Genomic DNA, 13,669 nt, shown 5'->3' with positions numbered 1-13,669 from the left:
CTATGAAATCAACATTTCAAAGGCTTTTTTATTTTAATTTTAGCAAAATAACTGAATTTTAACTGATTATATCACTTTAGGAGTGCAATAACAGATATAATGGTAGCAATGATGGAGACTATCGTAGCAACGATAGAACTTATGGTATTTGTCTTTGTGTAATTTATCTCTGTAAGCATATTCAAATAGGAATAATTTTCTTTAATTACATTTCGATAATATAACAAATTTTTATGAAATAAATTTTCTAGCTGAACTTCGTCATTTGATACAAATATAGTCCAAGAATCTTCAAAGTCTTTTTTAAAATTAGAAATATCTATCCTGTTTTCTGACTCCGATAGGCTTTGTATCTTTTTCAAAAGGTTTAAAAAATTCTTATTAAACATTATGTTCTTTCTTCCTGATACATATTTCGAAAAATCTCTTTCAAAAATGTGAAGCTCTCGCTCTCCAAATAATAAGTAATAGAGCTCGTTCCCATATTGCGATATAGACCCTAAAATACTAAATCTAGGAATGAAATTATTTCCTGAGTATAGAACATAATCACTATCATTAAAACTATTTGAAATGTAGTAATTGCCTTTTTTATTATATAAACTATAACTAATATCCCCGAAGTATATTTTATCTATATCAACTTTGTCTTTTCGAAAAGCAACTGTTAGATTAATTAATTTGTTCATTTTCCCATTTTCGCTATATAAAAACGTAGTTATGTAATGTTGACATATCAAAGAAGGAAGTTCATTTGTCATCTGATCAATAGCTAGATAATTAAGCTTATCGTCCTCTTCATCCAGAATATACCAATTAATGTAATCTTTTTTACTCAAGTTTTTGATATTATCAGAAATAAATAATTGAAGATTAGACTCTGTCAATACTTGTTTGAAATGAAATCTATATTGAAAAATAGCATAATAATTATTTACCGTCGTCCAACTTATTTCAATACTGCTGAAAAATTTATCTCCAATTATCTCAATTTCAGCAAAAATTCCGACTCCATGCCTTAAATATTCTAAATGGACATAGTCGTATTTTTTAAATATAGTAGGTTTTTTATAATAATTTTTCACTTTAAATTTCGACTTTGGCAACGAATATAAACGCTTCGTTAATTTATTAACACCCTCATTTGAAAGTGTATCTAAAATAATAAACTCGCCAATTGAGAATTCATCAAAATAGTCTGTCCGTATCCTCCATTCGGGATGTTTTTCTTCAATGTACTTTTTATGAAATTCTAATCCTTCCTGCTCATGTCTTTGATAATCAGATTGATATTCTTCTGTTGCAACTATTTTTAAATAATAATCAAAAAACTTCTTAGCTTGTCTATTTATCATACCTACACCTAATTGATACTTTATATCACTATCATATCATTTTTTGAATGAAACTGAATCAACAACCACAACTATTACTCATTTTATGATTTTAGCTAAATCTATCATGGCTTGTTCAATCTTATGTTTTCCTTTTTGCATGACATGAAGATAGATTTTTTCTATCTCTCTACTATCTTCTGAATGTCCTACAAACTTTCGAATAACGTTTAGGCTTACATTCTTATCAGCCATGACTGAAACAAAACTGTGTCGGAACATATGTGGAACTATGTGAACAGGTCTACCAAAATCGACTAGGTCGTCAATATCCTTATAGGGTTTCCCACTTTTCTTATTATACTTTGCAAACTGACTAGTTCCTCCTCTTAAAAACATTGAAATTTCTGTATGATACAATGGACTCCCCTGCTGATTCTTCCCCTTTATGTATACAGAAGTTAAGTAAGCATTCAATACGAATCAATACAGAAGAAAACGCTGTTCCAAGCGTTTTTTTCTTTTGGTTAATTATCTTATATTTCAATTCAAACTCTACTCGTACTACAATCTTTTTTTGTAAAACTGATTTGAATCAGGTAATTTTAGCACTTTACTGCATTCTACTGCACTCTACTGCACTCTACTTAACCCATAGCATCATTTTTCACCTGTATTATACATGATGTGTAATACAGGTGAAATCCAAAAACACCTCGTACAATTTATACGAGATGTTTTCATTCTTCCCCTACTCTCTAAATTTCTTTCAATTTTTCGAGATAGGCGGTTAATTCTGCTTGGGCTTCTGGTGTTGTGCCTACTAGTTGGCTGCGCATGTGTGCGAGTCTGGTTTCTACCTCTCCAATCTCTTTATCAATCTCTGCGAGCTGGTCGGCGAGATCGACTAGGGGAACTACGGGTTCTTCCTCAAAGGTATCGACATAGCGTGGAATGTTGAGGTTATAGTCATTTTCGACAATCTCTTCAAAGCTGGCTAGATGGGCAAACTTCTCGACATTCCCGCGTTTTTGATAGGTCTCCAAAATCTTGGCAATATGGTCTTCGGTCATATTGTTTTGATTTTTCCCTTTTTCAAACTCTTTTGAGGCATCGATAAAGAAGACATCCTTATTGGTGCGATTCTTTTTAAGGATAATAATAGTTGTCGGGATAGAGGTGTTGTAGAAGATATTTGCTGGCAAGCCGATAACTGTATCAATAGCGCCTTCTTCTAGCAGGTGCTGGCGAATCTTTTGCTCGGCTGCCCCTCGAAAGAGAACTCCGTGAGGAAGGACAATGGCCATGACACCATTATGCTTGAGGTGGTAAAAACCGTGAAGAAGGAAGGCAAAATCTGCTTTTGACTTAGGTGCAAGAACTCCATAACTTGAAAAGCGAGGATCTTGCAGGAAGCCACTATCTGCTGACCACTTCAGTGAATAAGGTGGGTTCATCAAAACCCCATCAAAGTCTGTCGGCTCGGTAGTCGGCCAATCTTCGTCTAAAGTATCGTGGTTGCTGAGGTGATAATTCTCAATCGCGACCCCATGAAGCATCATGTTCATGCGCGCAAGGTTGAAGGTCGAAGTAATCAACTCTTGACCGTAGTAAGAAATCGTCGAAGCTTCCTTACTATAGCGCTTGGCATTGAGCAAGAGAGAACCAGAACCCATAGTCGGGTCATAAACCGACATCCCCTTTTGATGCTCCCACCCTGCAAAGACAATCTGAGTCATGAGGTGAGAAACTGCTTGAGGTGTATAGAACTCGCCAGCCTTTTTCCCAGAATCACTGGCAAACTGGCCAATCAAGTACTCATAAGCATCACCCAAGATATCACCAGCATGACCAGAGACATTGAGGTCGTTGAGCTGTTTCATAACCTCAGAGATGGTCTTGTTTTGCTTTTGTGGGGTGTTGCCTAGCTTTTTCGCATAGAGGTCAATATCTTCGAAAAGATTTTCAAATTTTTCATTGGCCTGCTCGATATCACGGAAACTTTGGGCTAGAGATTCTAGCTGGAAGGTTCCTTCGTGAATAGACTGAACCAGCTTGGTAAAGGTCAGAGAAGGCTCAATCACATAGCCTAGCTCGTCATTTAAGACCTCGATGAGGTCTTCACGGACATCTGCATCCGCAAAGTTTTCCTCATAGAGAAACTGGGCTTGCTGGAAGGACTCAAAGGTCTCGTCCAAGTTATCACAGACAGCTTGGAGGATGTTGTCGGATAGGTACTTGTAGAAAATCAAGCCCAAGAGGTAGGACTTGTATTCATTGGCTTCCATCTGGCCACGCAGGATATCCGCGGCATTCCAGAGGGATTGGTAGAGTTCTCTTGATAAATCTGTTTGTGACATAGGGTCTCCTATCAATTTCTACTTTCATTCGTTTAGTGCAGTTTTTTGCGGTCTTGGTATCTTAGATAATTGAACACGACCTAAAAGCTGGGTAAAAAAGATAAACTGTCTGATTTTCATCGAAGACTGCGCCAGTTTCCTATTTTTACTGGGCTTTTGACGGTCTTGGTATCTTAGATAAACATTTTTCTGAGTAGGGTTTGTTTACTTTCTTTGAGCTGGTTGACTTTTTCCTCTTGCTTGGCAATGGCCTTGTCTAGGTCTTGGAAGAAAGAACCGATTGCTTCTTGTTCAGGAAGGGAGGGAAGAGTTGCAATTACCTTTTTAAAATCTGTCTTATTTATTTTGTCTTGTACACCTGGTGTCTTTCTCATAGTAATTTGATCTTGAATATTTGCTGTCAGCATCATAAAATATAAAAATTGATTATTACTTGAAGTACTTCGTATGAGTACGGAATTGGGAGCTAACGTCATAGGTCTATCTAATTCAGGAACTTGGAAAAATCTCCCAACTGTCCCTACATTTGACATCAATATGTCATCTTTAAACAATCTACTCTTAGATAAAAAATTGTAACCTTTCTCATCTGTATAAAGCCATGGTCCCTTCCAACTATTTGAGGCATCCTGTAATCTAATCATGTATGCGAAATTATCTTTTTCATAAGTTTTCACATTATTTCTTAGAGATTCAAAACTCCCATTGGCTACATAATCAGTAACAATATCAAACACTTCCCCTAACTTCACTTCCTTCCACTCATCTTCAAATCCTGCGAAGCGAAGGGCTGGTTTGGTTTGTCCTTTGGCTGGGAAGAGGAGCTTGAGGTAGGTTTTCTTCTGCTCTTTGAGCACCTCTAACTTACGCTGTTGAAGGCTAATAAGCTGGTCAATATCTTGGAAGAAAGAACCAATGGCAGTTTGCTCGGGGAGGGAGGGGAGGGAAATTGCCTGATTTTTCACTATATCTGAATTTAAATTTACTTGGCTTCCCGGTTGGCCATATTTTTGCCACTGAGGTCGAAACATATCTAACCACTGAAAAAGAAACTCTTGGTCAAATCTAGGTACTAAAAAAATTAAAAAACCATCATGAACGCCAGTTTTAACATAGTTAACTACAGGTTTACCTACAGTAGCCGCAATACTTAAAAGTAGATGAGGTTCAAATAAAACTCTTGTTTTTGCTTGTCCTAGCTTAGAAATACGCTGTTCTAGTTTATAAATTCTTCCATCTTGTTCTGTAACATCTGAAATTCTTAACCATCCTACATCGCTTTCTTTATCAAACCACTTAGAGTCCTGTATTGGCCTTGGACTAGCTCCACGTACTATATCAGCTAACTCACCCAACTTCTTCTCAGACCAAGGTTCATCATAGTCTGTAAAGCGATAGCTTGGTTTCTTTGTCATATTGCTCCTCCTTATAACAATTGATTGTCCCTTGTATCTATCAATCTTAGTTTATATGCTTTATCTGCGCCTAATTTTTTCAGAGTTCTTTTTATTTGTACTATATTTCCAAATCGGTAATAACTATCAAGTAAAATATCTGCGTTTGGAGCCTCCTTAAATATTGCTTTTAAATATGGACTGTCTACCCATCTTTGTTCTGAACGAATTCCAAAACCGATGAAATAAATTTCTTTGACAGAAGATAATCTTTCAAAAAGTTCATTGTAATTAGACAATACATTGTCAACTGGTTTCTTTAACTTTATAACAACTTCTTCAAGATATGCTCCTACATCTAGAGGATTGAAATCACTTACTTCATCATCAAAACCATGTCCAAAAATAAATTTTTCCCCACCAATAACTCCATGTAAATGAAAAACTTGCTCTTCAGGAATTCTATATAAATCCTCTAACGTTTTTGTATAATTGAAATTGATAAATAATGCATCAGAATTTTCCAAAATTATACCTTTTAATAATTTAGAGTGCGATTCTTCACCTTTAGTCAGAATTCTATCCTTCCAATCAGAATATGTTTCTTCTATCCACAATTTAAATAATTTATTTAAAGAATAATCTATATATTTAGCTAGAGTTTCTCCTAACTCATTAGCATTATTAGCCATCAAAGAACCATTCAAATCGCCATCACTATCCAGAAAATCCATGGTATCAATAGACACTTTATTAAAATCTGCTAATTTCGCTTCAAAATCAGACCAAAATTTCTCAGTTTCTGTAATTTGACCCATTAACTGGTACAACAACTTATACAAATCTACATCATCTGGATATAGGTCTTCCCCATCTGGTCCCATTTGCATTTCAGAAATACTATAATCTTCTATTTCTTCTAGCAATATTTCTTCATCAATTCTATTCAGATATAATTTTATGGCATTTTCACTTTGCAACGACTCTAATAAATCATCTTTCCCATAAGCTTGCTGATAAACGAACTTCTTGAAATATAGATAATTAGTCTTTAAATCATGCGCCATGTCAAACCCATTTCCAATAATAAATAATTTTTCCATAATGTTCCTTCTTTCTTTTACTCCATTTTCTTATTTCTACACTTTAGATTTTATTTTTTGATGTCTATTCTTCAATTTTACCTATTTTGAAACAATAGAAGGTAGGATTTGACAAGATAAAGTTAAACATCTAGCAAATAAGAAGAAGTAAATCAGCATTTTATCTCCCCCTTAGTGGTAGGATATCCTCTGAAATCATGCGCATATAGTCCTCTTTGAGGGCTTTTTTGTATTTAAGTTTTGGTAGTGCCTTGTCTCCATGGGCTTCCTTATAGGCCAGATAGTCCTGAGACTCAGTGATGGCTTTTTCACCATTTTGCTTGTCGCGTCCGATACGGTAGTTGTCCACTACGAACTGAAGTTCATCCTCTCCTATCTGCCAATAATCTGCCGTTTCACGAATCTTTTTCTGAGTTGTTAGCTCAATCATCTCATCCAACTTATGGGTTACAGACTGACCCTGATAGCTCTTGGCATCAGCTTGGACATTCTGCCAGAGTTTGGAGATGAGGCTTGATAACTTGGGATTGAATTTGTTCAAATCTTCGATATAGTTATCTACCAGACTCTTTTCCTTTTTACCAATGAGGTTTTCCCGATTTTCAATCAAAGCTTGGATGAGAGAGAGGATATAGTGATAGTTTATCTCGTCGGTGCGGATGGATTCTAGCTCATACTCGATATCCAGTAGGACACCTTCATCTTCTTGGTCTTCTTTTCTGCGTCTGCGGAGCTCTTCGATGACATTTTGATACTGGCCGGCAAAGTTCTCGATATCTTCTAGGCTGAGACCAATCTCTCTGAGGATGACTTTCTCATCATAGTCCGAATAGACTTGTATAGAGGATAGGAGCTTGTCAAATTCTTGAAAGGCCTTGGCAAAGCGTTTTAATTCTGCATCTGTCGCTGTATCCAAATCAGGCACCTGCTCTGGACTTGGAGCGATGGCTAGTAGTTGATGAACCTTCTCAAGAAACTTGGCCTTCTCCTCCTGCCATTCTGGGGCTAAGACACTAGTTTCACCCCCATTTGAGTAGAGGCTCAGAGCTTCATCCACCTTTTCTTTAAAGCGGTCAGGCGTTTGGAAGGTGACGATTTGGCCGAATTTCTTACCTTCATCAAAGAGGCGATTGGTTCGTGAAAAGGCCTGAATGATATGCTGGGGTTTCATGGGCTGACGGTCCATGAACAGAGTCGATAGACAAGGGGCATCAAAGCCTGTCAGCAAGCGGTCCACCACGATAACAAGGTCCAATTGCTCTTCACGGAAGGCAAAGCGTTCTTTCTTACGGGCCAGACGGTCATTGAGGTCACTATTGTAGGAAGCAATGGTCGCTAAGCTAAAGTGGGTACCAAACATGGCATTGTAGTCTTCTAAACTCTCCTCCATGTAGGCTTGGTTGACATAGGAGTCTGCTTCATTTTCTGTCACAGAATAGGTAATGGCAACCTTAGGAAAGTCTGGTAAGACCTTTTTAACATTTTCCGAGATGCTTAAAGACTTCTCTCCATTTTTGACTTGCTTAATCAGGTTATAATAGGCCTGTGCACGGGCAATGCTTTTGACGGTCAAAATGGCTTCATAGGTTTTTCCTACCCCATTTTGGAAGCCGAGTTTGCGTCTTGAGCGATTGAGAATGGCGTCTAAAACGGCAAGCATGTGGCCTTCGTCATCATAGCGCTCCTCGTCAATCTCATCTTCTGCCCAACCAGGCATGGTTGTTTGATACTCTACATTAAAGCCAAGAACCGCCTTGTCATGAATGGCTTCTTTGACAGTATATTGGTGGAGGCAGTCACCGTACTGCTCTTCGGTCGTCTGAGCAAGGTCTCCTTTTTGTTCACGTTTATTTTCCGTAAAGATAGGAGTCCCTGTAAATCCATACCAGAGAGAATTTGTAAAGAAGTGCTCTAGGTGGCGCTGGCGTTCAGGAGTCACTGCGCGATGGCATTCATCGACGACAAAGGCTAGTTTGAGTTGCTTGATACGATTGTAAACCTTTTGGTGACGTCCTTCATCAAACTGACGAATCATAGCATTGATTTTCTGGATGGTCGTCACAACGACACGGCGATCATCAGAAGCCAGATTTTTAACCAATTCCTGTGTATCATCGGTCTCGTCGATATCGATCATATCGTTCTCTGCGTAAGACTGAAAAGAACTGGTCGTCTGCTGGTCGAGGTCTGTCCTATCAATCACAAAGATGGTCTTTTCGATAGATGGAATCTGGAGCAGATTGCGCGAAACCTTATAGGAGGTCAGGGTCTTTCCTGAACCAGTCGTATGCCAGATATAGCCTGACTGGCGCTTGCGACTGGCTTCACGGATGGCCTCAATAGCATGAACCTGATAGGGGCGCAATAAAATCAAGGACTTCTTATCATCATCAATGACAGAATACTGCATGACCATCTCGTGGGCTCTCGGTATGGACAAGACAGACTCAGCAAAGTCAAATAGTTGAGGTTGAGGTCTATTTTCACTATCCACCCACTTGGTCAAGAAGCGTTCATTTAGCTTGTTGGATTTGGCAGCAGCGATGTAGCGGGTGTCTGTGACATTAGAGACGACAAACATCTGCAGACTTGAAAAAATACCTCTGAACTGTCCTTCTTGGTCGTATTTCTTAATCTGACGAAAAGCATCCATATAAGGATGAGAACGGCTTTTCAGTTCGATTTGAATCATGGGCAGACCATTGATTAGCAAAGTCACATCCCCACGGCGCTGGCGAATCCCTTCTCCGCCTGTGATGACTTGGTTGACAACCTCATAGCTGGATTTGCCACCAGCGACATTGTTTCTCCATAAGACTTCCAAGCGAATGGTTCCTAAACTAGCATCTTCACGTTGAACCTGCACCTTGGCAATGCCATTTTCCCCTGCTATCCACTTAGCTGCTTCATAAAAGTTGACAAAATTGAGCTGGTTTTTGATTTGATTTTTCTCTGAATTTGTAAGGGGATGGTCTTGCAAAATGCGGACATTATTAGCTTCCAGCTTGGCAAAAAAGTTTCCCCATAGGAGGTCCTCCGTGTTTAGCTCAGGTCGATACACCCATTGACTTTCTCCCCTTGTCAGCTGATTGATTAAATCCCGCTCGATAGCCAATTCCTGTTTGGTTTTGGCTTTACCTGCTACAGGGATAGCAGTCTCATCTTTGGGAGAGAGTCTCTGGCTGATATGGAAATCCTGCAAGGCTGCTTGATTGAGATGTTGCAATTTTTTGAGAAGATCTTGCTCCGTCCCTTTTATGGCTTGATAGGCTGCCGTCAGATCTTTATCTGCATCTAGGTAGTGATGCGGTTTCTTCTTTATTTGGATATAGCCCTGCACCAAATCTTCTAAACGTCCCAGCTGAATAGTAAGCTGGTTCTGGAGTTCCTGAGAGTTACTTCCAGATGCTTCTTTCTGGTTGATAGCTTCTAGGTATTCTACGATGGCAGCATAACTAGCCTGCAACTCAGGTGCTAAAACGATGAGCTCTTGCTCTAATTCTTTTGATAAGGTGTAAGCCATGTTCATACCCCATTTCTACAACGCAAAAAGCCTACCAAAAAGATTGGTAGGTTTTGAAAATGGGTATGAAAACGCGAGTTTATATATATATATATATATATATATATATGCAAGCTAGTTATTTGCTTAAATCTGAAAACCATGGGGACTCTTCCTTTTCATTCATCCAAGGCGTTGCGGCATCGAAAAAACAGCGCCTTTACTTCCTTCTATTGTATCATAAAAGACTCCTTGGGAAAAGATTTCCCATGCTTTTATCTCTATTTCAGAGTAAACTGACTTGCTGGTCACTAATGATAGTTGGTAAAAACTCCTAGACCAAGCAAAATCCCCTGCAAATCTACATTACAAGGGACTTGTGTGTTATTCTTGTACTTCTTTCTGGGCGGCCTTTCCTTGGTCGAGAAGGGCTTGGACGATTTTCTCATCGCGTAGTTTGACAGAATCGTTGATCATTTCTGCGGACTTGACGATAGTTGTTTCTAGTTGGGCACGTTTCTGGCGTCCCAATTCAATTGCTGCGACGATACCTTGGTTTTGAGCGACCAGACTTTCAGCCAGTTTGGTAACAGACTCAACAGCGACTGTCGGACTTTGGGCAATTCGTTCCATCTGCGGAATCACTTCCTTACTGGTTTCAGCTAGCATCTGAAGGGCAGCATTATTGGCATTGACAATGGCATCTGCCACGACACCTGATTTCATTGATTGTTGCAAAATACCAAGTTGGGCAATGGAAAGCTTCATTGTTGGAATCGTATTACGACGAAGCATGCCCAATTTTTGGCGCATATCAGATGACACCTTCACAAGATTGCGCATCTGAGGTGTTGTTGCCCAGGCAACATAGAGACGGCTGACATACTCAGTGTGCTGTTGTTCCAGTGTATTGACTACTTCAGCCATGCGGGCCAATTCTTGTGACTTGGTCTGGTATTCTACCGTACTTGTATCGAGTTGATCAGCTTGAGCTTTCAGTTCGGCAGCGCGCTTGCCAGCTTCTGTCTGGCTGGCTTCGATAAAGGAAATCACTCCCACTAGATTTTCAATAGATTTGGTATTGTCCTCAATCAACATCTCAGCAGAGACGATATTTCGAGCTAGCACATCTTCTTGCTTGACCACTGCGGCTGCCATACCATCGAGCTTTTGCTCTACTGTTTTTGAATCAAAGTAAAATTCCTGTAGGGTATTTTTACTCTTGTTAAACAATCGTTGCAAAAAGTTTGGCTTTTCTTCTAACTCAGCAATCTCAGCGTTCTTGTATTTAACTACAAAGCCTTGCAACTCACGGTTGGTATTCTTGAGTAAATCATCCACTTGGGGAATCTGCAGTTTCTTTTGCTCTGACAAGATACGATTGACCGTATTGTTCACACCTTCTACAGCAGATTGGCCAAAATCCAAAAGAGAATTTTGATTGGTAACAAACTGGTCTACTAGCTGGGGCACGTGCGCCTTGATCCCTTCTTGTTGCTCAGGGCTCAACTTTTCAAGGAAGGTCAAGGTCTTGTCCGAGCCAGTATTGGTCTCGATGATTTGGGTTGTTTTATCCACCTTAGCTACCGTATTATTGGCAATCTGGTCAATATCAAAATTAAATTCTGTCATGGTTACTCCTTTGTTTCTAACCTATTCTTTACGATCTTTTTCTAGGATACGCAGACTGATATCAAAATCACGCATATCTGTTTCATTGAGTTCTCTCAAGACTTGGTCCAGCTCAAGGTCAAATTGTTCGATAGCTGCTTTAGCTTGCTGCAAACGTTCTTCTGCCCGATTATAGTTCTTCGGATTGGCCTTAATCTTTAAATAACCTTCTAGAATCGTTTGGAATTTCTCCATCTTCAAACTATGAATGGCAGTCAATTCTTCCTTATCCCCCTCGGCAGAAGTGGCAATCTTGTCTAAAATGGCCTGATGGTCAATGGCAATATTAGCCAAGGTCTGGGATAATTCTGGAGCTAATTCCTCTGGCTCCGCATTTTCAAGGTCTACCTGACTTTCTCTATCCAAACGTTCTAGCTGAACATCGATGTTTGCCCTTACTGTACGAACCTTTTTATCAATACGATTATAGACATCAGCATCGATATAGGACTTGAGACGATCCGCCTCCTGATGGATTTCCCGCAGTTCGATTAATACTTGATTGGCCAGACTCTTATAGGACTCTGAACCTTTCTCTACCAAGACTCCCTCTAACTGCTGAATATCTTTGTCCGCCTGACGAATCCGAGCTTTTAAAAGCTCAATCCGATCGTCGAGCGAACGATCCTGCAAAAGAGGATAGCGCCAACGTTTATAGAGGCGATAACCACCATAGCCTAGCAGGACACAAGCCGCAAGCGGAAGAGCATATTGGACCAACAGGCCCAATAAGAACAAGAAGCCCCAAAAATAGAGACAGCCTTTCCAAAAACCATTACCTGATTTCATAAACATTCCTTATTTTCAATTTATAAGTCTATTTTAGCACAAAAGAGCAAAATGAGGGCGGAAATCCCCTAGAAAAGAGTTGATTTCTTTGCTGTAGAATGGAGGCTAGAAGCGTGTGTGCTAATTTCAGTGAAGCGGACTCAAACCACAAACACACTCTGGGAAAATATCAAAACAAAAGCTTGAAAAATCAGAGGGGGTGTGTTAGAATGAAAGCATAAAGGGAAAATAATGCTTCTAGCATATATAACTAAAAAAGCCCCACCGTACCACCGATGGGGTTTTTTGCTACCCTCTAAAAGGGTTAAATGCTACTTGCTACGTCTCTTTATCCATAGCTTGAAAAGCTCAGATAGTAAGTTAACAAGTAACGGAGCTAGAAAAAGGGAAAATAACTCTAGCATATATAACACCTCCCTTCATTAAAGTGAGGGGGCCAAAATATTATATCATACCAGATTTATATCATCAACATCGCGTCATTATTGGCATAGATAGACTCAGATACACCAATAACCTTACTAGCAAATCTCTAAACAAACCCAGAGATCAACATTTTAAGACAAAACAAAAAGCCCACTGTTGTAGGCTTTCTGTAAGATATTTCTTAAAATTAAAGCATCTTGTTGTAGAATTCAACGACAAGTGCTTCGTTGATTTCTGGGTTGATTTCGTCGCGTTCTGGTAAACGAGTCAATGAACCTTCCAATTTTTCAGCGTCGAATGATACAAATGCTGGACGTCCAAGAGTAGCTTCTACTGCTTCAAGGATTGCTGGAACTTTCAATGATTTCTCACGAACTGAGATCACTTGACCTGGAGTTACGCGGTATGATGGGATATCAACACGTTTTCCGTCAACAAGGATGTGACCGTGGTTTACGAATTGACGAGCTTGACGACGAGTAGTCGCAAGACCAAGACGGTAAACAACGTTATCCAAACGACGTTCCAAAAGAAGCATGAAGTTGAAACCTAGGATTCCGCCTTTGATTTTTGTAGCTTGTACGAACAAGTTACGGAATTGTTTTTCACCTACACCGTAAGTGAAACGAAGTTTTTGTTTTTCAGCCAATTGCAAACCGTATTCTGACAATTTTGAACGGTTGTTTGGTCCGTGTTGTCCTGGTACGTAGTTACGACGTGCCAATTCTTTACCTGTACCTGTAAGTGAAAGGCCAAGGCGACGAGCTTGTTTCCAAGATGGTCCTGTATAACGTGACATGTGAATGTCCTCCTGATATAAATAATATTTCGGTGGAAATAGTCACTTAGAAAGCCCTGATTCGTGCAGATGCCCTTCGCCTAAACAGCCAAGGTTACTTATCATAAGACACCTGTTGACGAGCTTCATGCTTTCCTGCTGATATTTCGCACAAAATCCATTCTACCATGAATGGCTAGATTTGTAAAGGGGTTTTAAGCTTTATTTTCACTACGGTAACTTCTCAAAGTAACTTCCACTTGCCTTGCCAAAGTGGAAATTAGTTTAAAACGGATTTTTATGGTGGAATTA

9 protein-coding genes are annotated in these 13,669 nt (G+C 39.4%); all 9 read right to left on the bottom strand.

The annotated features are described in order from the left end of the window. Window positions 1-71: 71 nt before the first annotated feature. Window positions 72-1,355, bottom strand: a complete 1,284-nt coding sequence (locus tag N8M09_RS06710) for a hypothetical protein (RefSeq protein WP_261064656.1) — start codon at window positions 1,353-1,355, stop codon at window positions 72-74. Window positions 1,356-1,433: 78 nt separating this feature from the next. Beyond that, window positions 1,434-1,754: a tyrosine-type recombinase/integrase gene (locus tag N8M09_RS06705; protein WP_261064655.1), complete on the bottom strand. Its 321-nt coding sequence runs from the start codon at window positions 1,752-1,754 to the stop codon at window positions 1,434-1,436. 338 nt (window positions 1,755-2,092) lie between these two features. Beyond that, entirely contained in the window at window positions 2,093-3,694 is a 1,602-nt protein-coding gene (locus tag N8M09_RS06700; RefSeq protein ID WP_261064654.1) for a type I restriction-modification system subunit M, read from the bottom strand. A gap of 173 nt (window positions 3,695-3,867) precedes the next feature. Further along, window positions 3,868-5,109, bottom strand: coding sequence for a restriction endonuclease subunit S (locus N8M09_RS06695; protein ID WP_261064653.1), 1,242 nt, complete (start codon window positions 5,107-5,109; stop codon window positions 3,868-3,870). 11 nt (window positions 5,110-5,120) lie between these two features. Further along, window positions 5,121-6,191 (bottom strand): bacteriophage abortive infection AbiH family protein, encoded by a 1,071-nt coding sequence (locus tag N8M09_RS06690; RefSeq protein ID WP_261064652.1) that lies wholly within the window; start codon window positions 6,189-6,191, stop codon window positions 5,121-5,123. Between the two features lie 160 nt (window positions 6,192-6,351). Then, window positions 6,352-9,720, bottom strand: coding sequence for a type I restriction endonuclease subunit R (locus tag N8M09_RS06685; RefSeq protein ID WP_261064651.1), 3,369 nt, complete (start codon window positions 9,718-9,720; stop codon window positions 6,352-6,354). 357 nt (window positions 9,721-10,077) lie between these two features. Next, complete coding sequence (locus N8M09_RS06680) at window positions 10,078-11,325, bottom strand: toxic anion resistance protein (protein WP_261064650.1); 1,248 nt, start codon at window positions 11,323-11,325, stop codon at window positions 10,078-10,080. 21 nt (window positions 11,326-11,346) lie between these two features. Beyond that, window positions 11,347-12,153 carry a coiled-coil domain-containing protein gene (locus N8M09_RS06675; protein ID WP_261064649.1) on the bottom strand — a complete coding sequence of 269 codons (807 nt, stop codon included), beginning with the start codon at window positions 12,151-12,153 and terminating at the stop codon, window positions 11,347-11,349. Between the two features lie 613 nt (window positions 12,154-12,766). Further along, window positions 12,767-13,378, bottom strand: coding sequence for a 30S ribosomal protein S4 (rpsD, locus tag N8M09_RS06670; RefSeq protein ID WP_000092756.1), 612 nt, complete (start codon window positions 13,376-13,378; stop codon window positions 12,767-12,769). Window positions 13,379-13,669: the final 291 nt, after the last annotated feature.

Origin of the sequence: Streptococcus mitis (assembly GCF_946190375.1) — a bacterium.
Classification (GTDB): Bacteria; Bacillota; Bacilli; order Lactobacillales; family Streptococcaceae; genus Streptococcus; species Streptococcus mitis_CJ.
The sequence above is the reverse complement of the archived record's forward strand: the minus strand, read 5'-3'. Positions and strand labels throughout refer to the sequence as shown.

Bases quoted from the DNA above. Each gene is read 5' to 3' on its own strand.
- N8M09_RS06690 (WP_261064652.1), bottom strand. From the start codon at position 6,191: ATGGAAAAATTATTTATTATTGGAAATGGGTTTGACATGGCGCATGAT.
- N8M09_RS06680 (WP_261064650.1), bottom strand. From the start codon at position 11,325: ATGACAGAATTTAATTTTGATATTGACCAGATTGCCAATAATACGGTA.
- N8M09_RS06685 (WP_261064651.1), bottom strand. From the start codon at position 9,720: ATGAACATGGCTTACACCTTATCAAAAGAATTAGAGCAAGAGCTCATC.
- rpsD (WP_000092756.1), bottom strand. From the start codon at position 13,378: ATGTCACGTTATACAGGACCATCTTGGAAACAAGCTCGTCGCCTTGGC.
- N8M09_RS06700 (WP_261064654.1), bottom strand. From the start codon at position 3,694: ATGTCACAAACAGATTTATCAAGAGAACTCTACCAATCCCTCTGGAAT.
- N8M09_RS06675 (WP_261064649.1), bottom strand. From the start codon at position 12,153: ATGAAATCAGGTAATGGTTTTTGGAAAGGCTGTCTCTATTTTTGGGGC.
- N8M09_RS06710 (WP_261064656.1), bottom strand. From the start codon at position 1,355: ATGATAAATAGACAAGCTAAGAAGTTTTTTGATTATTATTTAAAAATA.
- N8M09_RS06695 (WP_261064653.1), bottom strand. From the start codon at position 5,109: ATGACAAAGAAACCAAGCTATCGCTTTACAGACTATGATGAACCTTGG.